Below are 19,311 nucleotides of genomic sequence, written 5' to 3'. Positions count from 1 at the left end.
GATGGGATGCCCATGACAGGTGGAACGATTATACAGGTGGCCCTTGGCGGGGCCGTGGGCGCCGTGGGGCGGTATCTCAGCGGTGTGGCCGCGACGCATCTGATGGGGCGCGGCTTTCCGTGGGGCACGATCTTCGTCAACATCGCGGGGTCGTTCCTGATGGGCGTCCTGATCGTTGTGCTGGCGAAGAAGGGCGGCACGCAGTTCGCCCCGTTCTTCCAGATCGGGGTCCTTGGGGGCTTTACGACCTTCTCGTCCTTTTCCCTCGATACGGTTGCCTTGTACGAACGCGGGCAGGCGGACCTTGCCCTGACATATGTGCTGGCCTCGGTCGTGATTTCGCTGAGTGCCATAGCGCTGGGCCTTTGGCTTACGCGGAGCCTGATGTCGTGAGCGGTGTGCAGACCCTGACGGTTGCGGAAGGGGAGGGCGATCAACGGCTTGACCGCTGGTTCCGCCGCCGCTTTCCGCATGTGCCCCAGGGCCGTATCGAAAAGATGTGCCGCAAGGGCGAAATCCGGGTCGACGGCGGCCGCGTCAAACCCGCGACACGTGTGGACGTGGGGCAGCAGGTGCGCATTCCGCCCTTGCCCGATCCCGGTGCGGTGGAAGACCGGCCAAAGCCGCAGGTCAGCGAGGCCGACGCGCAGATGATCCGCGACTGCGTGATCTTCCGCGACGACCATATCCTTGCGCTGAACAAGCCGCCGGGCCTGCCGGTGCAGGGTGGCAGCGGCCAGACCCGCCATGTCGACGGGTTGTCCGAGGCGCTGCGCTTCGATCTGGAGGAAAAGCCCCGGCTGGTGCACCGGCTGGACAAGGATACGTCCGGCGTTCTGCTGATGGCGCGGACGCGCGCGGTGGCCAATGCCCTGACCGCCGCCTTCCGTGCGCGGGAGACGCGCAAGATCTACTGGGCGGTCGTCGCGGGCACGCCCAGCCCGGCGATGGGCACGATCCGCTACGGTCTGGTCAAGGCGCCGGGCCACGGGTCGAAGGGGGAGGGCGAAAAGATGCTGTGCCTTCATCCCGATGCCGTGGACGATACGCCGGGCGCGAAACGCGCCGTCACCGATTACGCGGTTCTGTCGTCTCTTGGCAGACGGGCAAGCTGGTGCGCTTTGGTCCCGGTTACGGGCCGCACCCATCAATTGCGCGCGCATATGGCCGAGATCGGTCATCCGATCGTGGGCGACGGGAAATATGGCGGGTCGGGGCAGGAAAACCTTGGCGATGGCTGGGGCGCGCAACTGGGCGGAGAGATCAGCCGCAAGCTTCACCTGCACGCCCGCCATCTGCGCCTGACGCATCCGGTCACCGGGGCGGTGCTGACGCTGACCGCGCCGCTGCCGCCGCATATGCAACGGACATGGGACATGCTGGGATGGGACCCCGCCGATGTGCCCGCCGACCCGTTCGAGGAGATGGAATGACCGACCTGCGCCTGGTGATCTTCGATGTCGACGGCACGCTGGTCGACAGCCAGACCCACATCGCCGCCGCGATGGAGGCGGCCTTTGCCGCCGAAGGCCTGCCCGTGCCGCCGCACGAACAGGTGATCGGCGTGGTTGGCCTGTCGCTGCCGGTGGCCATTGCGACCTTGGCCCCCGATCTGCCGGCCGATCAGGCCGCGCGGATGCTGGACACCTACCGGCAGAGCTTCTTCGCCCGGCGGGTGGGGGAGGGCGCTTCGCCCCTGTTCCCCGGCGCGCTGGAGGCGTTGGAGGCACTGGCGGCCGTTGACGATATTCTTCTCGGCATCGCGACGGGCAAGTCAAAGCGCGGGCTCGACCATATCCTTGAGGCCCACGGGATCGGGCATCACTTCGTCACGGTGCAGGTGGCCGATCACCACCCGTCCAAGCCCCATCCGGCAATGGTTCTGGCGGCCCTGTCCGAGGCCGGGGTCGCGCCCGCGGATGCCGTGATGATCGGGGACACCGAATTCGATATCGAAATGGGCCGTGCTGCGGGCGTGCAGACGCTTGGGGTCGGCTGGGGCTATCACCCGGTCGAACGGCTGGCCGCGGCCGACGCATTGGTGCACAGCTTTGCCGATCTGCCCGCGGCCGTGCTCCGCCTGTGGGAGAGACCGGATGGCTGACTGGGCCCTGAAACGTTTCTGGAAAACCGCGTCCGTCGCCGACATCGACGGCGGGTTCACGGTTCATCTGGATGGGCGCCCGGTGCGCACGCCCGCCAAGAACCCGCTTGTTCTGCCCTCGCGCGCGATGGCCGCGGCTGCCGCGGCCGAATGGGACGCGCAGGAGGGAGAGGTCCGCCCCGTGACCATGCCGGTGATGCGCGGCGCCAATGCTGCCATCGACAAGGTCAGTGTGCAGAAAGACGAGGTCGCCGCCCTGATCGCGGCCTATGCCGAAAGCGATCTGCTGTGCCACCGCGCCGACAGCCCCGAGGCACTGGTCGCGCGGCAGGCCGCGGCATGGGATCCGCTGCTGGATTGGGCGCGGGATGCGCTCGATGCGCCGCTCATTCCGGTGGCGGGGGTGATTCCCTGCGATCAACCGCCTGAAAGCCTTCGGACCCTGCGGGAACAGGTGTCTGCGATGGACGCCTTTACCCTCACCGCCTTGCACGATCTGGTGGGTTTGTCGGGATCCCTGGTGATCGGGCTGGCCGCGATGACAGACATTCAGCCTGTCGAAACATTGTGGGACATCTCCCGCATTGATGAGACATGGCAGGAAGAACAGTGGGGCGTGGACGAAGAGGCCGCAGAGGTGGCCGAGGCGAAAAAACGCGATTTTCTTCAGGCCCGCCGGTTTCTGGATTTGACCCGCTTTTCCTGACCTGCCCTCAAGTTATACGTGACTGCACAAATTTCGGGCGCCCCCCGATTGGGGCAGGCTGGCCCATGATTGCAACGACATTGGTCGAAACCTGTCGGAACGTGGCCTTGACGAATAAGCGGGAATTTGCCCAAACTCTCAGCGCCGAGGGGGTCTGTTCTCTCGCATCGTATTCCCGTGGGACGGGACAGCATAAGACCGTCGTTCCAACGACGGACACTCAGGAAGAGGTAAACATGACCAAATCCGTATTTCTTGGCGCATTGACCATCGCCAGCTTCGCTGCCGGTGTGGCAGGGGCGGCGACACTTGATGATGTCAAGGCACGCGGCAAGCTGAACTGCGGGATCAATACCGGTCTCGTCGGCTTCGCTGCTCCGGACGCAAATGGCGAGTGGAGCGGTTTCGACGTGGCCTATTGCCGGGCGCTGGCCGCTGCGGTTCTTGGCGACCCGACCGCCATCGAATTCGTGAACCTGACCGGCAAGACGCGTTTCACCGCGCTCGCCTCGGGGGAAATCGACGCGCTGTCGCGCAACACGACCTGGACCTTCACCCGCGACGTGGACCTCAAGTTCACCTTCGTCGGCGTGAACTACTATGACGGCCAGGGCTTCATGGTTCCCAAGGAACTGGGCGTGACCTCGGCCAAGGAACTGGACGGCGCGACCGTCTGCATCCAGACCGGCACCACGACCGAGCTGAACCTCGCCGACTTCTTCCGCGTGAACAACATCAGCTATGAGCCGGTGCCGATCGAAACCAACGCCGAGGCGCAGCAGCAGTACCTTGCCGGCGCCTGTGACGTCTATACAACCGACGCATCGGGTCTGGCCGCCACGCGTGCGACCTTTGAAACCCCGACCGCCCATGTGGTTCTGCCCGAGATCATCTCGAAAGAGCCGCTGGGCCCGCTTGTCCGCCATGGCGATGACGAGTGGGGCGATATCGCCCGCTGGACGCTGAACGCGCTGATTGCCGCCGAAGAACTGGGCATCACCTCGGCCAATATCGACGAACTGGCCTCGGCGCCGACCTCCAACCCCGAGATCAACCGTCTTCTGGGCACCGAGGGCAACCTGGGCGAGATGCTGGGTCTGCCGGCCGACTGGGCCGTCAATGCGATCAAGGCCGGTGGTAACTACGGCGAGATCTTTGAAAAGTACATCGGTGAGAACACGCCGATCGGTCTGGCGCGCGGCCTGAACGCGCAGTGGACCGATGGTGGCCTGATGTACGCGCCGCCGTTCCGGTAAGCGAAGTCAACAAGGGCGCGGGACAATCCGCGCCCTTCGACTATCTGTCTTTAGTAGATCGATGAACCGATGTCAGGTGTGCCGCCCCGCGGCAGCGCTGTTGGAAAGGTTTGTCGGCACGGCGTACCAAAGGGGGGGACCCCAATGACGATAGCTACGGATGCACCGCGGGACTCGTTTCGGCTGAGCATGCTGCTTTACGACACCCGGTACCGGTCGCTGACAATTCAGGTGGTCGCGATGCTGGTGTTCATGCTGGCCGCGGCCTGGCTGATCAACAACACCGCGCAAAACCTTGCGGACCTGGGCAAGCCCATCGAGTTCGGTTTCCTGACGGAATCGGCGCAATACGACATCAACCAGACGCTGATCGAATACGACAACCAGGACAGCCATCTCAGGGCGTCCTTTGTCGGCCTTCTGAACACGTTGTTGGTGGCGGTGCTCGGTTGCGTTCTTGCGACCGTCATGGGCGTGGTCATCGGGGTCTTGCGACTGTCGAAGAACTGGCTCGTCGCGCGGATCATGACCGTCTATGTCGAGATGTTCCGGAACGTGCCGGTCCTGCTCTGGATCGTTTTCTTCATGGCGATCCTGATCGAGACATTTCCGGCCCCGCGCGATTTCCGCGGTGCGGACCCATCTGCCTTCATGCTGTTCGGTGACACTGTTGCACTGACCAATCGCGGCTTCTATATCCCCGAGCCGCTGTTCAGCCGCAGCCTTGGCGATCTGCCCGTCTTTGGGGCCTTCAACATCAGCATAGACCTGCTGGCCATCCTTGCCGTTCTGGCCGCCGGGTTCTTCGTGGCGGGCCGGATCAAGTCACGCGCCGACCGCATCCAGAATGAATCGGGGGTGCGTCCGACAACGTGGTATCTGCGCCTTGGCGTGGTCGCGGTCCCTGTTGTCATCCTGCTGGTCGCGCTGGGCTTTCACCTTGGCTATCCCGCGCTGAAGGGCTTCAACTTTCAGGGGGGCGTTCACATGCGCAACTCCCTGATCGCGCTGTGGCTGGCACTCAGCTTCTACACCGCCGCCTTCATCGCCGAGATCGTGCGCGGCGGTATCCTTGCCATTTCCAAGGGTCAGACCGAGGCCGCGGCGGCGCTGGGCCTGCGCCCCAACCGGATCATGAGCCTCGTGATCCTGCCGCAGGCGCTGCGTGTGATCATCCCGCCGCTGATCTCGCAATATCTGAACCTGACCAAGAACTCGTCGCTGGCGATCGCCGTGGGCTACATGGACATCACCGGCACGCTGGGCGGCATCACCATGAACCAGACCGGGCGCGAACTGGAATGCGTTCTGCTGCTGATGCTGTGCTACCTGATGATCTCTTTGGCGATTTCGCTGGTGATGAACTGGTACAATTCCCGCGTCAAACTGGTGGAGCGGTAGGATGAGCGACGTTTCCTTTGTCCGCACGGAGATGGTCCCAGAGCAGGCGCCTCCCGCGTCCTCGGTTGGCGTGATCGGCTGGCTGCGGGAGAACCTGTTCTCAAGTTGGCTGAACGGCATTCTGACGGTTCTGTCGCTGGCCTTCATCTATTCTGTCCTGTCCGAAATCCTGCCTTGGCTTCTGCATTCAAGCTGGACGGCCAATTCGCTTGACGAATGCCGCCAGCAGATCAAGGCGGCCTACGGGGCGACGGCTGATGGCGCCTGCCTTGCCGTGATCCGGGAACGCTGGCTGCAACTGATCTTCGGCTTCTATCCGTCAGAGCTTTACTGGCGCCCCATCCTTGCCTTCGCGCTTGCGATGACCGCATTGGCGCCTGTCCTGTTCACGGCCCTGCCACGGATCATGTTGCGGTTTTCGCTGGTGGCGCCCTTCCTCGTGCCGTGGCTTCTTTGGGGCGGCACGTTGTGGACGCCCGTGGCGGCCGCGCTTGGCTTCGTGTTCGGGGCCTTGGCCTTCCGCCTAGCCGCGCCGCGCTTCGGTCCGCTGGTCGCCGCGCTTGCGGCCGGGGCCGTGCCGGTCCTTTGGTGGCTGTTCCTTGCCGCGGGCTGGTCGCAACTGATGCAGGGGATCATCCCGCTGGGGATCGAGGCGGTGCCAAGCCGCAACTTCGGTGGCTTCATGCTGTCGATCACCATCGGGCTTGTCGCGATCACCGTGTCTCTGCCCATCGGCGTGCTGCTGGCGCTGGGCCGTCAGTCGAACCTGTTCATCATCCGCTCCATCTGCACGGGCTTCATCGAACTGATCCGCGGCGTGCCGCTGATCACGCTCCTGTTCGTGGCGTCGGTTCTGCTGAACTACTTCATGCCGCCGGGTACGAATTTCGACATCATCCTGCGGGTCATCATCATGGTGACGATCTTCGCCTCCGCCTATATGGCAGAGGTCGTGCGCGGGGGCTGGCCGCGTTGCCCAAGGGCCAGTACGAGGCCGCCGATGCGCTGGGCCTCGACTACTGGAAGGCGCAGCGGCTGATCGTGATGCCTCAGGCGCTGAAGATCTCCATCCCCGGGATCGTGTCCACCTTTATCGGGGTGTTCAAGGACACCACGCTGGTGTCGATCATCGGGCTGCTGGACCCGTTGGGCCTGTCCAACTCGATCCGGGCGAATGCCGAATGGAACGGTATCGTGTGGGAGCTTTACGGCTTCATCGCCTTCATGTTCTTCGTATTCTGTTTCTCCATGTCCCGCTACTCGATGTATCTGGAGCGCAAGCTTCAGACCGAGCGCCGCTGAGGAGGTTTGCCAATGTCTGAACTTGCCGTGGACCGCGAAATCGACCGATCCAAACTGACCGTCTCGGACGAGGTGGCGATCCAGATCGACAGCATGAACAAGTGGTACGGGTCGTTCCACGTGCTGCGCGACATCAACCTGACGATCAACAAGGGCGAACGCATCGTCGTGTGTGGCCCGTCGGGGTCGGGGAAGTCGACGCTGATCCGTTGCATCAACCGGCTGGAGGAACACCAGTCGGGCCGGATCGTCGTGGACGGTGTGGAACTGACCTCTGATCTGAAGAACATCGACAAGATCCGGTCAGAGGTCGGGATGGTGTTCCAGCACTTCAACCTGTTCCCGCATCTGACCATTCTGGAAAACTGCACGCTGGCGCCGATCTGGGTGCGCAAGGTCCCGCAGAAAGAGGCGGTGGAAACCGCCATGCACTTCCTTGAAAAGGTCAAGATCCCCGAACAGGCCAACAAGTATCCCGGCCAGTTGTCGGGCGGTCAGCAACAGCGGGTGGCCATCGCCCGGTCGCTTTGCATGAAACCCAACATCATGCTGTTCGACGAACCGACATCGGCGCTTGATCCAGAGATGATCAAGGAAGTGCTCGATACCATGATCGAGCTGGCCGAAGAGGGCATGACGATGATCTGCGTCACCCACGAAATGGGCTTTGCCCGTCAGGTGGCGAACCGGGTGATCTTCATGGACCAGGGCCAGATCGTGGAGCAGAACGAACCGGAGGCGTTCTTCAACAACCCGCAATCGGATCGGACCAAGCTGTTTCTCAGCCAGATCCTCGGGCACTGAATGGCCGAAATCGACATGCAAGGGGGCATCGTGGAACAGCACGGTGCCCCCTTGTCGTTTTGGTCACCGCGCAATGTCGCTTTTCCAACGAAAACCGTACGATGGGCGCGGATGCTGCCCCGCAGCGCTGGCACGGACCTTGCTTAACAAGCGATGGATACGTGCGAACGGTTCGAACCAACCACCACCGCCCGACCGTACCTGCGGGACGGGCAAAGCCAAGGGACTGAAGCGACATGGCGATCATCACCTTTACCTCTCCGCTGATGCACAAGGACAAGACTGTCTACGGCGTCGCCGGCGACACCAAGACGGCGCTGGCACTGGCCGAAGACAACAAGATTCCGATCCCGTTCGAGTGCCGGGACGGCAACTGCGGCTCCTGCCTGATCGAGGTCACCTATGACAACCCCGAGAAGAAAAAGGGTGTCATGCTGACCGACAAGGAAAAGTCGACGCTGAAAGAACTGGGCAAGATCACCGCCGAGGAGATCGAGAATGCCGAGGTGAACGACATGCCGCCGCGCTATCGCCTGGCCTGCCAGTTCATCGCACGTGACGAGGACGTGACGATCAGCTTCACCGGCAACCCGGGTGGTGCCGACTAAGAAGGGGCAGGAGCGGGGTCAGTCGGTGATCTGTTTGGGCGTGATGAAATCCAGCGCCCGGCCGGTGCCGAAAACGACCTCGCTCCAGTCTTCGCCGTCAAACTCCACGACCAGCGTGGCGCAGGTGGGGTAGGTGGCGAATTTGGGATCGTCGAGCGGCCGCACCAGAAGACGCTCTGCGAATTGCGCGATGCCGGGATTGTGCCCCAGCATCAACACCGGCGACGCCGCGCAGTTGTTAAGCACCTCCAGCATCCGCTCCGACGTGGCGTGGTAAAGTCCTGGGTCGCGCCGCATGACGGTCGATTCCCCGAGAATGGGGGCCATGCGTTCCCAGGTTTCCAGCGTTCGGCGTGCCGTGGAACTGACCACTTCTGCCGGCATGTAGCCGCGTTCAGCCAGCCATTTGCCGACGATGGGCGCCGCGCCCTGACCGCGGGTATTCAACGGACGCTCGTGGTCGTCCTCAAGCGGATCGTCCCAGCTGGATTTCGCATGGCGGACGAGGATCAACTGCAATGTCATCGGCGGCAGGCTTCACGGCATCTCAGGTTCGGGTATCCTGTCACAGCTTGTTCCCCCCGCCTAGTGCGTTCAACGCGGCGTACGGATCAACGACCCGGCGCCGTGATCGGTGAAAAGTTCCAAGAGACAGGCATTCGGTGCCCGCCCGTCAAGGATCACGACCGCGCGCACGCCCCCATCGATCGCAGCCAGCGCCGTTTCGGTCTTGGGGATCATGCCGCCCGCGATCACGCCCTTGTCGGTCAGGTCGCGGATGTGGTCGGGCGTAAGTTCGGTGACGACCTCGCCGCTTTCATCCTTGACCCCGGCCACATCGGTCAGCAGCAGCAGGCGATCCGCCTTCAGCGCAGCCGCAATCGCCCCGGCTGCGGTGTCGCCGTTGACGTTGAACGTCTCTCCGTCCCGGCCGGCGCCGATGGGCGCGACGACCGGGATCATCCCAGCCTCGAACAACTGTCGCAGAACCTTGGGGTTCATCTCTGCCGGGGTGCCCACGAAGCCCAGCGCCGGGTCGGTCTGGTCGCAGGTCATCAGCGCGCCATCCTTGCCCGACAGGCCCACGGCCTTGCCGCCCTGATCGTTGATCGCCTGCACGATGCGCTTGTTCACGCGGCCCGACAGGACCATCTCGACCACCTCGACGGTGGCGGCATCGGTCACCCGCTTGCCCTTCACGAACTCAGACTGGACGCCCAGCTTGGCCAGCATCTCGTTGATCATCGGGCCGCCGCCATGCACCACCACCGGGTTCACGCCGACCTGCCGCATCAATACGACGTCGCGGGCAAAGCTCTCCATCTCGGCATCGTCGCCCATGGCGTGGCCGCCGAACTTGATCACGACGATCGCACCGGTATAGCGCTGAAGATAGGGAAGCGCCTCGGACAAGGTCCGGGCGGTGGCGATCCAGTCGCGGTTCATGGCGGTCTGTTTCTTCATCTTGTCGATCCGGTCACTGATCGCATGTGTTAGCCCGGCCAACGCGCGGTTCCAAGGGGGATTGTCCGTTCAGCCCCCCGGGCGTCGGAATTTGCCGCAAGGCGGGTAGGGGATCGGAGGGCGTGTTCTCACCAGCGCTGCCGATCCGTCACCCCAGTTCGAGCGTTGCGATCGTTCGGCATTCGGCGCCGGGCCCAGGAGCAGTCCCGCGATACATCCGGGCGGTGGAAAAGCAGGGCGCCATGCCCATCGCCTCGCACTGGGCGGCAAGCGCCGGTTGATCGCTTGGCACATCGATCATGACACTGGCGCCCTCGGTCAGGCGACCGGCGCCCGCGATCAAAGCAGTGGCGGTTTCGAGGCCCGGTGCCACCAGCGGGCCGATCTTGTAGCCCGACAGGCACTGGCGCAGCGTGACGAAGCCCGCCGGAGGTTCCGCCCCGGCCAGAACATAGGTTTGCCGCGTGGCGGTATCGCGCAGCCAGGCGGACAGGAACGCTTCCTTCCGGTATCCGTTCGCCGCGGCCTCAAGGTCGATCAGGGCGGGCAGGTCGTCGGGCGTGACCGGGCGCAGGGCTGTGCCCTCGCCCAACGACAGGACGCCGGAAAACCGCTGGTTCTGCGCGGCAAGCACAAAGCCCGAGCGGCGGTAGTTCTCCTGCTGCGCCGGCACCCCGTCCAACCCGATCGTCCGCGCCCCGGCATGGGCAAGGGCATGTTGCCATAGGGCGTATCCGATGCCCTGCCCGCGATGGTCGGGCCGGCAGATGTAAAGCCCGAGGAAGGCGAAACCCGGGGAATGATTCACGACGGAGATCGCGGCGACGGGGGCGCCAGCCACCTCGGCAACGAAGAACCCGCCCGGATCGGTGGCGTAGAACGCATCCGCATCGTCAAGGCCGGGGTTCCATCCCTCTTCGCCCGCCCAGTGCAGCACGATATCCAGTTCTGCGCGGCTCATCTGCCTCAGCTTCATTGGCCCTTCAATGCCTCCTTCAGCGATTTGGGCGCACGCGGTCCCTCCTGCAGGTCGAGAGAGGACAAGAGATCAAGCAGGTGCCCCTTCATCAACTCTTCTGCCCTCTCGGGGTCATGATCGGCAATCGCCTTGACCAATGCGTCATGGGCGTGGCTTTCGCACAGCGCCGTGCGGCGTTTCCAGTATAGCGCGATGACCAGAGAGGAGCGGGAGACGAGTTGCCCGATGAATTCGGCAATCGTGCTCTGGTCGGCGATGCGGGCGATCTCGATATGGAACTGTCCGGAAAGACGGAGCGCTTGACCCGTGCGGCCCTCGGCCAGTGCGGCGTGTTCCGCGTCGATATGATCCTGCAGGATCGCGACATCCGCACCGGTGGCCCGGACAGCGGCGGAGTTTGCGGTGCGCGGTTCCAGAAGCGCGCGGGCCTCGAACACCTCGCGTGCCTCGCGGATCGAGGGATGCGCGACAAAGGCCCCGCGATGGGGTTCGATCGTGACCAACTGGTCATGGGCCAGCGCCTGCAAGGCCGTGCGCACGATGGTTCGGCTGACCCCGAAGATTTCGCCCACCTCGTCCTCGGACAGTTTCATGCCGGGGCCCAGGCGATGTTCATGGATTGCCCGTGTCAGATCCTCGGCCACGTTGCGCGCGCGGGAGGACTGTTTGCTTTCCTTGCCGGCCGTGCGGCGTTGCGTGTTCATCTCCGCAGCCCTCCTGTCCCTTCCTGTGTCGCGCGCACGGCAGCGGATCACAAGATTCGCTTTTCGGTTCGGAAAGAGGGTTAAGATTGTATACAATCGCAGTGCAGTTTGCAGACATAGCTGTGGGCGGCTGCCGCTTTGTTGGGCAAGTGCAGAATTTTCAGCAGGTCTGACGGTGATGGCCTTTTCAACCTGCGGCGCGCTGTCGCAATCTTCTTGTACTGGACAGGGAATTTCGATGCGCACAGAACTCGACCTGGAACTTGTCAGCCTGACCAAGCGCTATGGCGACACCGTTGCCGTGGCGGGTATAAACCACCTGTTTCATGCGGGCAGCTATGCCTGCCTGCTTGGGCCTTCGGGGTGCGGAAAATCCTCGACCTTGCGTATGATCGCCGGGCACGAGGAGGTGTCGGACGGCGCGATTGTGCTTGGCGGGCAAGATATCTCGGGCCTGCCGCCAGCCAAACGCGGCACCGCGATGATGTTTCAGAACTATGCGCTGTTCCCGCATCTGAGCGTGGCCGACAACGTTGCCTTCAGCCTCAAGATGAAAGGCGTTGACCGCGACACCCGCCGCAAGCGCGCGATGGACATGCTGGACCTCGTTCACATGACCGATTTTGCGGAGCGTCTGCCGGCACAGTTGTCGGGCGGGCAGCAACAGCGCGTGGCGCTGGCGCGGGCGCTGATCACCAATCCGCAGGTCTTGCTCCTCGACGAACCGCTGTCGGCGCTCGATCCGTTCCTGCGTATCCGGATGCGGGGTGAGTTGAAGCGCCTGCAGCGGGAGCTTGGCATCACCTTCCTGCATGTGACCCACGGGCAGGACGAGGCGTTGGCGCTCGCCGACGAGATCGTTGTGATGAACAACGCGGTCATCGAACAGGCCGGCCCCGCGCGCGTGGTGTTCAACGAACCGAAGACGCAATTCGTGGCGCGCTTCATGGGCGGACATAATGTCATCGCGCTGCCGCAGGGCCATTTCGCGATCCGCTCCGACCAGATCGCGGTGACGGAGCCGTCACAGGGCCAACTCGACGGACATGTGACGGGCATCGAGTATCAGGGATCAAGCGTGGCGCTGACCCTGATGGCCGCGGGGGAGCAGGAGATCACGGCCATCGTCCCTGAACACCGCTATTTCGCCAAACCCATCCAGCCCGGCGACGGTGTCGGGCTGAGTTGGGATGAGCAGAACCTCCACGCCTTGACGGCGTGATACCCACTCAATCCACAGGGAGTGTACCCATGACCGAGACGAAATCCGCCGGGCTCAGCCGGCGCAGCCTGCTGAAAGGCGCCGCCGCCGGGGCCGCGGCAAGCGCCTTCCCCGCGCCGATGATCTGGGCGCAGAACATCAAGGACGTCACGTTGCGCCAGTTCGGCACCGGCGTGTCGAACCTCAACGAGGTGGCGCAGAAGGTGAAGGAAGACCTCGGCTTCACGCTTGAGATGACCGCGCTCGATTCCGACGCGGTGACCCAGCGCGCCGCGACCCAGCCGAAAAGCTTCGACATCGCCGATATCGAATACTGGATCTGCAAGAAGGTCTGGCCGACCGGCAACCTGCAGGCGATGGATACGTCCAAGATCAAGAACTACGACAAGATCGTGGGCATCTTCAAATCCGGCAAGCTGACACCTGAAAGCGAAATCGCCCAGGGCACCGCACCGCACACCGTGGGCTTCACCGACGGGCCGGACGGCAAGACCTTTGCCGACAGCGAGACCGGCTGGATGACGCTGATCCCGACGATCTACAACGCCGACACGCTGGGCATCCGTCCCGACCTGATCGGCCGTCCCATCGCCCATTGGCACGAACTGCTCAACCCCGAATTCAAGGGCAAGGCCTCGATCCTCGACATCTCCTCCATCGGGATCATGGATGCCGCGATGGTCTGCGAGTCGATGGGGGAGATCCAGTACGGTGACAAGGGCAACATGACCCGCGAAGAGATCGACAAGACCATGGCGATCTTTACCGAGGCCAAGAAGGCCGGCCAGTTCCGCGCCTTCTGGAAGACCTTCGATGAATCCGTGAACCTGATGGCCTCGGGTGAGGTGGTGATCCAGTCGATGTGGTCGCCCGCCATCACCGCGGTCAAGTCGCGCGGCATCCCGTGTGTCTACCAGCCGCTGGAAGAGGGCTATCGCTCCTGGGGCGGCGGCATCGGCCTGTCGAAGAACCTCAGCGGTTTGGAACTCGACGCGGCCTACGAATACATCAACTGGTATCTCGACGGCTGGGTCGGCGGGTTCCTGATGCGGCAGGGCTATTACTCCGCCGTGCCGGAGACGTCGAAGAACTACATGAGCGCCGACGAGTGGGGCTACTGGTTCGAGGGAAAGCCCGCCGAGGGCGACATCACCAACCCGTTCGGCGACAAGCTGGCCGGGGCCGGCGAAACCCGCGACGGCGGGTCCTTCTACGACCGGATGGGGGCTGTCGCCTGCTGGAACGCGGTCATGGACGAAAACCAGTACATGGTCCGCAAGTGGAACGAGTTCATCGCCGCCTGATGGCATGAACCGCAAGACGGGGTCGGGCGGGGGTTCACGCCTGCCGGTTTCCGCCCGGCCCCTGACCCTTCCCCGTAGCTCCTGTGGGAAGGGTCCCTACTTCCGCAGATCGAGGGACGACGCATGGCCACGCTCCTGAAGAACCGACATCTGACCGGCTGGCTTCTCGCCTCGCCGTTGGCCCTGGTTCTGGCGGTCTTCCTTGTGCTGCCCATCGTGATGATCGTGATCGTCAGCTTCTGGGGCGCGACGGAATTCTCGATCTACCCCGCCTTCCAGTTCGACAACTACGAATTCCTGTTCGGCTCTCCGGTGACCTACAAGGTGTTCTTCAACACCATCAAATACGCGGTCATCACCTGGGTCTTCACGCTGACCATCGGGTTCACCGTCGCGTATTTCCTGGCGTTCCATGTCCGCAGCCTGACATGGCAGATCGCGCTGTTCCTGCTCTGCACCATTCCGTTCTGGACCTCGAACATCATCCGGATGATTTCGTGGATCCCGTTTCTGGGCCGCAACGGAATTGCCAATTCGACGCTGATCTCGTGGGGCGTGATCGATGAGCCGCTGGAATGGCTCTTGTTCTCCGATTTTTCGGTGATCCTCGCCTTCGTGCATCTCTACACGCTGTTCATGGTGGTGCCGATCTTCAACACGATGATGCGGATCGACAAGTCGCTGATCGAGGCCGCTTATGACTCTGGCGCCACGGGCTTTCAGACCCTGACCAATGTCATCATTCCGCTTTGCAAACCGGGCATCATGATCGGCACGATCTTCGTGGTCACGCTGGTGATGGGCGATTTCATCACCGTGCGGTTCATGTCTGGCAGCCAGTCGGCCAATGTGGGGCGGTTGATCTCGAATGACATCGCATTGTTGCAGTACCCGTCCGCCGCGGCGACGGCGGTGGTGTTGCTGGCCACCGTTCTGCTGTTGATCGGGATCCTCCTGCGCTTCGTCGATATCCGGAAGGAGTTGTAAGATGGAAAAGCGATCCCGCGCCTTCTATGTCCTTGCGGTCTTCTTCGCGCTGTTCCTGCTGTTCCTTTACGGCCCCACGATCACCATCGCCATCCTTTCCTTTCAGGGGCCGCAGGGTGGGCTGACCTTCCCGATGAACGGGGTGTCGCTACACTGGTTTCGCGACCTGTTTCAGGAACAGGCCGTGGGCGATATCTGGGGCAGCTTCCGCCGCTCTTTCGCGCTGGGGCTGATGGTAATGGTCACGACAGTGGTCGTGTCGGTCATGGGCGGGCTGGCCTTCCGCAAGCGGTTCGCGGGATCGACCGTGCTGTTCTATCTGGTTGTTACGTCGCTGGTCATCCCGTCGATCCTGGTCTCGCTTGGCGTGGGGCTGATCTTCAGCCAGTCGGGGTTGGACGTGCACTGGGCGACCAGCGGGTACGGGTCGCAACTGACATGGACGCTGCCCTTTGGCCTCTTGATCATGTTCGCGGTCTTCAACCGCTTCGACAAGAGTTACGAGGAAGCCGCCCGGGATCAGGGGGCAACGGCATGGCAGACGATTGCCCATGTCGTCCTGCCGATCATCGCGCCCTCGCTGATCGGGGTTGCGCTCTTTGGCTTCACGCTCAGCTATGACGAGTTCGCCCGGACGCTGCTGACCGCGGGCAGTTACAACACCCTGCCGCTTGAAATCTACGGGATGACCACGAATGTCACGACGCCCGTGATCTTTGCCCTTGGCACGCTGACCACGCTCTTTTCCTTCCTCGTCATCGGGGTGTTCCTGATGGCCGTGTGGCTGATGAACCGGCGCCGCGCGCGGCAGGGCTCGGATGCAGGCAAGGGCATGGTCTAGGCGCATGGCTTTCGTCATCATCAACCCCAACAGCACGGCGGCCATGACCGACAGCATGCTGGCCGTGGCGCAGGCGACCGCGCCGGGCCATGTGTTCGAGGGGTGGACATCGCAATATGGCCCCCCCGCGATCCAAGGGGCCGAAGACGGCCACCGCGCCATCGGCCCGCTGATGGAACTGGTCGCACAGGCCGGTGGCCGCGGGGCAGAGGGCGTGGTCATCGGATGCTTTGACGATACCGGGCTGGAAGCGGCGCGCGCGCGTGCCACCTGCCCGGTCATCGGCATCGGGCAGGCGGCGTTTCACATCGCAGCCCTCCGCGGCTGGCGGTTTTCCGTGGTCACAACCCTCTCGGTCTCCGTCCCGATCATCGAGGCCAATATCAACGGCTACGGGTTTGGCCCTCATCTGGCGCGGGTGCGGGCCAGCGAGGTGCCGGTGCTGGCGCTGGAGGACGATACCGACGCCGCCTGCGCCCAGGTGACCGGGGAAGCCCTGCGCGCCGTGGCAGAGGATGATGTCGACGCGATCGTTCTGGGCTGTGCCGGGATGGCGCGGTTGACGGCCCATCTGCGTACCGCGCTTCCGTGCCCCGTAATCGACGGGGTCGAGGCCGCGGCGCGTCTGGTGCCGGTGCTATGAGGGGCGCGCATGAGTGATATCGCGACGACCGCCAGACGGTGGAGCCTGCGGATCAATTGGCTGGTGGAGCGGCTTTGCGTGGCGCTTCTGGTGCTGCTGGTTCTGGATGTCTGGCTGGGCGTTCTCGTGCGCTATGTCATCCCCCTGCCGCTGACCTTTACCGAGGAACTGGCCCGATACCTGATGATCTGGATGGCGCTTCTGGCGGTGTCCTCCGGTATCGCCTATCGCGAACATATCGGGGTGGAGTTCGTCTTTTCCCGCCTGCCGGCGCCGGTCCGGCGCTGGATGGCCGTGGGTTTCGACGCCATCGCCTTCGTCTTCTTCTTCGTGCTGTTCTGGTATGGCATCGGCTTTGCCGAGCGCGGCTTTTCCCGGCTGACCATGATCTACCAGATCCCCAAGGGCTATCCATTCATGGGGGTGCCGCTGGCCGCGGGGCTCGCCTGCGTTCAACTGGGCCTGATGGCGGTGCATGACTGGTTCGCCCGCACAGCGCCCGAAAGCACCGGGTCGGCCATCGTGCCCCTTTCCGATCAGGAGGACCGCTGAATGGGCACGATGATGGTGGCTGTCGCCTTTTTCGGGCTTCTCGCGCTGGGCATGCCGGTGGGATTCTCGATCGGGGTTGCCGGGATGATCGGCATTTTCGACATGGGGCCGCGGTTCCTGACCATGGCGCCCGACCGGATGTTCGCGGGGCTGGACCTGTTTCCGTTCCTTGCCATGCCGTTCTTCATCCTCGCGGGCGAGATCATGAACCGGTCGGGCATCACCCAGGGGCTGGTGAAGCTGGCCGATGCGCTGGTGGGCTGGATGCGGGGCGGCATGGCCCATTCCAACATGGTGGCGAGCGTCATGTTCGCCGGTATCACCGGGTCGGCCACCGCCGATGCGGCGGCCTTCGGCAATACGCTGGTGCCCGCGATGCAGAAGGCGGGCTATTCTCGTCCCTATGCCTGTGCGGTCACCGCCGCGGGGTCGATCATCGGGCCGACCATACCGCCCTCGACCCTTGCCATCATCTACGGCTCGATCATGGGGGTTTCCATAGCGGGGCTGTTTGCGGCGGGCATCCTGCCGGGGCTTCTGATCTGCCTGATCTGCATGGCCGTGATCGCCCTGACGGCGCGGGCCAAGAACCTGCCGGCGGGGCACGGACGGCCCAGCCTGCGCAGCGTGGGGCTTGCCCTGCGCGAGGGGTTTCTGGCCGCACTTCTGCCGATCTTCATCCTTGGTTCCATCCTCGGCGGGTTCGCCACCCCGACCGAGGCCGCGTCCATCGCCGTTGCCTATGCGCTGTTCGTGGGTGGTGTGATCTACCGCGCGCTGACCTGGCGCGACCTGTATGAGGTCGCGGTGCGCACCACCCGCATCACCGGGGTGATCTTCCTGATCATCGCGTCGGCCTCGATCCTCGGCTGGTGGATGACCTTCAACCGCATCCCGCAGGAAATTGCCGCCTTCATGCTGTCGCTGTCGGACAATCCGTCGGTCATCATCGGGCTGGTGCTGATCCTGCTTCTGCTGATCGGGCTGGTGATGGATATCAACGCGACGCTGATCATCCTCGCCCCGGTCCTCGCCCCCCTGACCCTGCAAATCGGGATGGACCCGGTGCATGCGGGGATCATGATCATCCTTGCGCTGAACATTTCGCTGATGACGCCGCCGGTGGGCGCATGCCTGTTCGTTCTGGCCTCCGTCACCGGTGAAAAGGTAGAGGCGATCACCCGAGAGCTCTGGCCCTTCATTCTGGCCGAGGTCGCGATCCTGCTGCTGATCGCCTTCTGGTCGGACCTGACGCTTTTCATCCCACGCCTGCTGGGGGTGTGAGGGATGGTCCGTGACGTTGCCCCTGCACGAAGCGCCACTCCGCCCGGCGCCTCTTTCTCTCGACTCAAACCACAAACGACCAACAGGAGACCCACCCGATGACCTTCTTCAAGACCGCCGCGATGGGCATGGCCGCCGCGCTTCTCGCCTCCACGGCCTTTGCTGCCGACGTCACCATCCGCCTGGCCCACCTGAACCCCGAGGATCCGTTCCAGAGCCATTCGGGCACCATGGCCGCCGTGTTCAAGTCGCTGGTCGAAAGCAACTCCAACGGCGCGATCGAGGTGCAGCTGTTCCCCAACGGCCAGCTTGGCAAGGACAACGAGGTGATCGACCAAGTCCGCGCGGGGCTGGTGGAATCCACCATCTCCTCCTCGGGCGGAATGGCGCAGCACTATCCGCTGGTGGGCGTGTTCGACATCCCCTTTGCCTTCCCCAATATCGGTGTCGCGTCCCGCGTGATTTCGACGGACAGCGCCTTCGGTGAAAAATTCGTCGCCGATCTGGAAGGCAAGACCGGGCTGAAGGTGCTGGGCCTGATCGACTCCGGCGGGTTCTTTGCCTTCACCAACTCGAAAAAGCCCATCGAGACGGTGGAAGACATGGAGGACCTGCGGATCCGCACCATGACACTGCCGACCCATGAGGCGATCATCTCCAGCCTCGGCGGTCAGCCGACGCCCTTGCCCTGGGCCGAGGTCTATACCGCGCTTCAGACGGGCGTGGCCGATGGCCAGATGAACCCGGTGCCGATCATCGCCTTTGCCAAGTTCGACGAGGTTCAGAAATACCTGTCCGTCACCAACCACATCATCACGCCCTATATCTGGACGATGAATGCCGATTTCTATGACGGCCTCACCGACGACCAGAAGACGCTGGTCAACTGGGCGGCCGAGGTGGCAACGGAATCCGGACGCGCGATGAGCCGGGTGATCGAAGCCTCCGACCGTGGCCTGCCGAAGCTGGCCGAGAAGATGGAGGTCAACGTGGTCTCGCCCGAGGAACAGGCCAAGTTCGCGGCCTCTGCTCAGCCCGCCGTGCGGGCCCTGATCGAAAAGCAGTATGGCGCGGAAGGGATCGAGATGCTGGATGCGCTGCTTGCCTCCATCGAGGAAGAAAAGGCAGAATTCTGAAACCATGCCCCGGG

At 63.4% G+C, this 19,311-nt stretch carries 20 protein-coding genes and 1 pseudogene; 17 read left to right on the top strand and 4 right to left on the bottom strand.

Annotation, left to right across the window (positions count from 1 at the left end; translation table 11 throughout):
* Positions 1-12 precede the first annotated feature (12 nt).
* From crcB to RGUI_RS06035, 9 genes and pseudogenes are all read left to right on the top strand, one after another.
* A complete protein-coding gene (crcB, locus tag RGUI_RS06075; RefSeq protein WP_081535986.1) occupies positions 13-393 on the top strand; it encodes a fluoride efflux transporter CrcB in 381 nt (126 codons plus the stop codon).
* Complete coding sequence (locus tag RGUI_RS06070) at positions 390-1,433, top strand: RluA family pseudouridine synthase (protein ID WP_081532229.1); 1,044 nt, start codon at positions 390-392, stop codon at positions 1,431-1,433. Before crcB ends, RGUI_RS06070 begins: the two co-directional genes overlap by 4 nt.
* Positions 1,430-2,104 carry an HAD-IA family hydrolase gene (locus RGUI_RS06065; RefSeq protein WP_081532228.1) on the top strand — a complete coding sequence of 225 codons (675 nt, stop codon included), beginning with the start codon at positions 1,430-1,432 and terminating at the stop codon, positions 2,102-2,104. Before RGUI_RS06070 ends, RGUI_RS06065 begins: the two co-directional genes overlap by 4 nt.
* Entirely contained in the window at positions 2,097-2,810 is a 714-nt protein-coding gene (locus RGUI_RS06060; protein ID WP_081532227.1) for an ATP12 family chaperone protein, read from the top strand. The genes RGUI_RS06065 and RGUI_RS06060 overlap by 8 nt, the downstream gene beginning before the upstream one ends.
* Positions 2,811-3,046: 236 nt before the next feature.
* Positions 3,047-4,066, top strand: coding sequence for an amino acid ABC transporter substrate-binding protein (locus tag RGUI_RS06055; protein ID WP_081532226.1), 1,020 nt, complete (start codon positions 3,047-3,049; stop codon positions 4,064-4,066).
* Positions 4,067-4,210: 144 nt separating this feature from the next.
* Entirely contained in the window at positions 4,211-5,467 is a 1,257-nt protein-coding gene (locus RGUI_RS06050; RefSeq protein WP_081532225.1) for an amino acid ABC transporter permease, read from the top strand.
* Position 5,468: 1 nt separating this feature from the next.
* Positions 5,469-6,769: pseudogene (locus RGUI_RS06045) on the top strand (amino acid ABC transporter permease).
* A gap of 12 nt (positions 6,770-6,781) precedes the next feature.
* Positions 6,782-7,573, top strand: a complete 792-nt coding sequence (locus RGUI_RS06040; protein ID WP_081532224.1) for an amino acid ABC transporter ATP-binding protein — start codon at positions 6,782-6,784, stop codon at positions 7,571-7,573.
* Between the two features lie 236 nt (positions 7,574-7,809).
* A complete protein-coding gene (locus RGUI_RS06035) occupies positions 7,810-8,181 on the top strand; it encodes a 2Fe-2S iron-sulfur cluster binding domain-containing protein (RefSeq protein ID WP_081532223.1) in 372 nt (123 codons plus the stop codon).
* Between the two features lie 18 nt (positions 8,182-8,199).
* On the opposite strand, the gene RGUI_RS06030 is transcribed toward RGUI_RS06035, so the two are convergent.
* The 4 genes from RGUI_RS06030 to RGUI_RS06015 form a co-directional block, all read right to left on the bottom strand.
* The gene (locus tag RGUI_RS06030) at positions 8,200-8,706 is read right to left on the bottom strand and encodes a histidine phosphatase family protein (RefSeq protein WP_081532222.1); all 507 of its coding nucleotides are present in this window, start codon (positions 8,704-8,706) and stop codon (positions 8,200-8,202) included.
* Positions 8,707-8,775: 69 nt separating this feature from the next.
* On the bottom strand, positions 8,776-9,645 hold the full coding sequence (gene argB / locus RGUI_RS06025) for an acetylglutamate kinase (protein WP_081535985.1): 870 nt from the start codon (positions 9,643-9,645) through the stop codon (positions 8,776-8,778).
* Between the two features lie 148 nt (positions 9,646-9,793).
* Positions 9,794-10,621 carry a GNAT family N-acetyltransferase gene (locus RGUI_RS06020; RefSeq protein ID WP_081532221.1) on the bottom strand — a complete coding sequence of 276 codons (828 nt, stop codon included), beginning with the start codon at positions 10,619-10,621 and terminating at the stop codon, positions 9,794-9,796.
* Complete coding sequence (locus RGUI_RS06015) at positions 10,618-11,328, bottom strand: GntR family transcriptional regulator (RefSeq protein WP_081532220.1); 711 nt, start codon at positions 11,326-11,328, stop codon at positions 10,618-10,620. Before RGUI_RS06015 ends, RGUI_RS06020 begins: the two co-directional genes overlap by 4 nt.
* A gap of 238 nt (positions 11,329-11,566) precedes the next feature.
* On the opposite strand from RGUI_RS06015, the gene RGUI_RS06010 reads away from it, so the two are divergent.
* From RGUI_RS06010 to RGUI_RS05975, 8 genes are all read left to right on the top strand, one after another.
* Complete coding sequence (locus tag RGUI_RS06010; RefSeq protein WP_081532219.1) at positions 11,567-12,550, top strand: ABC transporter ATP-binding protein; 984 nt, start codon at positions 11,567-11,569, stop codon at positions 12,548-12,550.
* A gap of 29 nt (positions 12,551-12,579) precedes the next feature.
* The gene (locus RGUI_RS06005) at positions 12,580-13,854 is read left to right on the top strand and encodes a PotD/PotF family extracellular solute-binding protein (RefSeq protein ID WP_081532218.1); all 1,275 of its coding nucleotides are present in this window, start codon (positions 12,580-12,582) and stop codon (positions 13,852-13,854) included.
* A gap of 123 nt (positions 13,855-13,977) precedes the next feature.
* The gene (locus tag RGUI_RS06000) at positions 13,978-14,841 is read left to right on the top strand and encodes an ABC transporter permease (protein ID WP_081532217.1); all 864 of its coding nucleotides are present in this window, start codon (positions 13,978-13,980) and stop codon (positions 14,839-14,841) included.
* A gap of 1 nt (position 14,842) precedes the next feature.
* Complete coding sequence (locus RGUI_RS05995; protein ID WP_081532216.1) at positions 14,843-15,682, top strand: ABC transporter permease; 840 nt, start codon at positions 14,843-14,845, stop codon at positions 15,680-15,682.
* Between the two features lie 4 nt (positions 15,683-15,686).
* The gene (locus RGUI_RS05990) at positions 15,687-16,325 is read left to right on the top strand and encodes an aspartate/glutamate racemase family protein (RefSeq protein WP_081532215.1); all 639 of its coding nucleotides are present in this window, start codon (positions 15,687-15,689) and stop codon (positions 16,323-16,325) included.
* Positions 16,326-16,334: 9 nt separating this feature from the next.
* Positions 16,335-16,877, top strand: a complete 543-nt coding sequence (locus tag RGUI_RS05985) for a TRAP transporter small permease (RefSeq protein WP_081532214.1) — start codon at positions 16,335-16,337, stop codon at positions 16,875-16,877.
* Positions 16,878-18,161, top strand: a complete 1,284-nt coding sequence (locus RGUI_RS05980; protein WP_253798880.1) for a TRAP transporter large permease — start codon at positions 16,878-16,880, stop codon at positions 18,159-18,161. It begins immediately after the preceding gene.
* Positions 18,162-18,259: 98 nt separating this feature from the next.
* A complete protein-coding gene (locus RGUI_RS05975) occupies positions 18,260-19,297 on the top strand; it encodes a DctP family TRAP transporter solute-binding subunit (RefSeq protein ID WP_081532213.1) in 1,038 nt (345 codons plus the stop codon).
* Positions 19,298-19,311 lie beyond the last annotated feature (14 nt).

This window comes from Rhodovulum sp. P5, from assembly GCF_002079305.1.
GTDB lineage: Bacteria > Pseudomonadota > Alphaproteobacteria > Rhodobacterales > Rhodobacteraceae > Rhodovulum.
This window is presented reverse-complemented; position numbering and strand designations above follow the sequence as displayed.

Bases quoted from the DNA above. Each gene is read 5' to 3' on its own strand.
- crcB (WP_081535986.1), top strand. From the start codon at position 13: ATGACAGGTGGAACGATTATACAGGTGGCCCTTGGCGGGGCCGTGGGC.
- RGUI_RS06065 (WP_081532228.1), top strand. From the start codon at position 1,430: ATGACCGACCTGCGCCTGGTGATCTTCGATGTCGACGGCACGCTGGTC.
- RGUI_RS06060 (WP_081532227.1), top strand. From the start codon at position 2,097: ATGGCTGACTGGGCCCTGAAACGTTTCTGGAAAACCGCGTCCGTCGCC.
- RGUI_RS06055 (WP_081532226.1), top strand. From the start codon at position 3,047: ATGACCAAATCCGTATTTCTTGGCGCATTGACCATCGCCAGCTTCGCT.
- RGUI_RS06050 (WP_081532225.1), top strand. From the start codon at position 4,211: ATGACGATAGCTACGGATGCACCGCGGGACTCGTTTCGGCTGAGCATG.
- RGUI_RS06040 (WP_081532224.1), top strand. From the start codon at position 6,782: ATGTCTGAACTTGCCGTGGACCGCGAAATCGACCGATCCAAACTGACC.
- RGUI_RS06035 (WP_081532223.1), top strand. From the start codon at position 7,810: ATGGCGATCATCACCTTTACCTCTCCGCTGATGCACAAGGACAAGACT.
- RGUI_RS06030 (WP_081532222.1), bottom strand. From the start codon at position 8,706: ATGACATTGCAGTTGATCCTCGTCCGCCATGCGAAATCCAGCTGGGAC.
- argB (WP_081535985.1), bottom strand. From the start codon at position 9,645: ATGAAGAAACAGACCGCCATGAACCGCGACTGGATCGCCACCGCCCGG.
- RGUI_RS06020 (WP_081532221.1), bottom strand. From the start codon at position 10,621: ATGAAGCTGAGGCAGATGAGCCGCGCAGAACTGGATATCGTGCTGCAC.
- RGUI_RS06015 (WP_081532220.1), bottom strand. From the start codon at position 11,328: ATGAACACGCAACGCCGCACGGCCGGCAAGGAAAGCAAACAGTCCTCC.
- RGUI_RS06010 (WP_081532219.1), top strand. From the start codon at position 11,567: ATGCGCACAGAACTCGACCTGGAACTTGTCAGCCTGACCAAGCGCTAT.
- RGUI_RS06005 (WP_081532218.1), top strand. From the start codon at position 12,580: ATGACCGAGACGAAATCCGCCGGGCTCAGCCGGCGCAGCCTGCTGAAA.
- RGUI_RS06000 (WP_081532217.1), top strand. From the start codon at position 13,978: ATGGCCACGCTCCTGAAGAACCGACATCTGACCGGCTGGCTTCTCGCC.
- RGUI_RS05995 (WP_081532216.1), top strand. From the start codon at position 14,843: ATGGAAAAGCGATCCCGCGCCTTCTATGTCCTTGCGGTCTTCTTCGCG.
- RGUI_RS05990 (WP_081532215.1), top strand. From the start codon at position 15,687: ATGGCTTTCGTCATCATCAACCCCAACAGCACGGCGGCCATGACCGAC.
- RGUI_RS05985 (WP_081532214.1), top strand. From the start codon at position 16,335: ATGAGTGATATCGCGACGACCGCCAGACGGTGGAGCCTGCGGATCAAT.
- RGUI_RS05980 (WP_253798880.1), top strand. From the start codon at position 16,878: ATGGGCACGATGATGGTGGCTGTCGCCTTTTTCGGGCTTCTCGCGCTG.
- RGUI_RS05975 (WP_081532213.1), top strand. From the start codon at position 18,260: ATGACCTTCTTCAAGACCGCCGCGATGGGCATGGCCGCCGCGCTTCTC.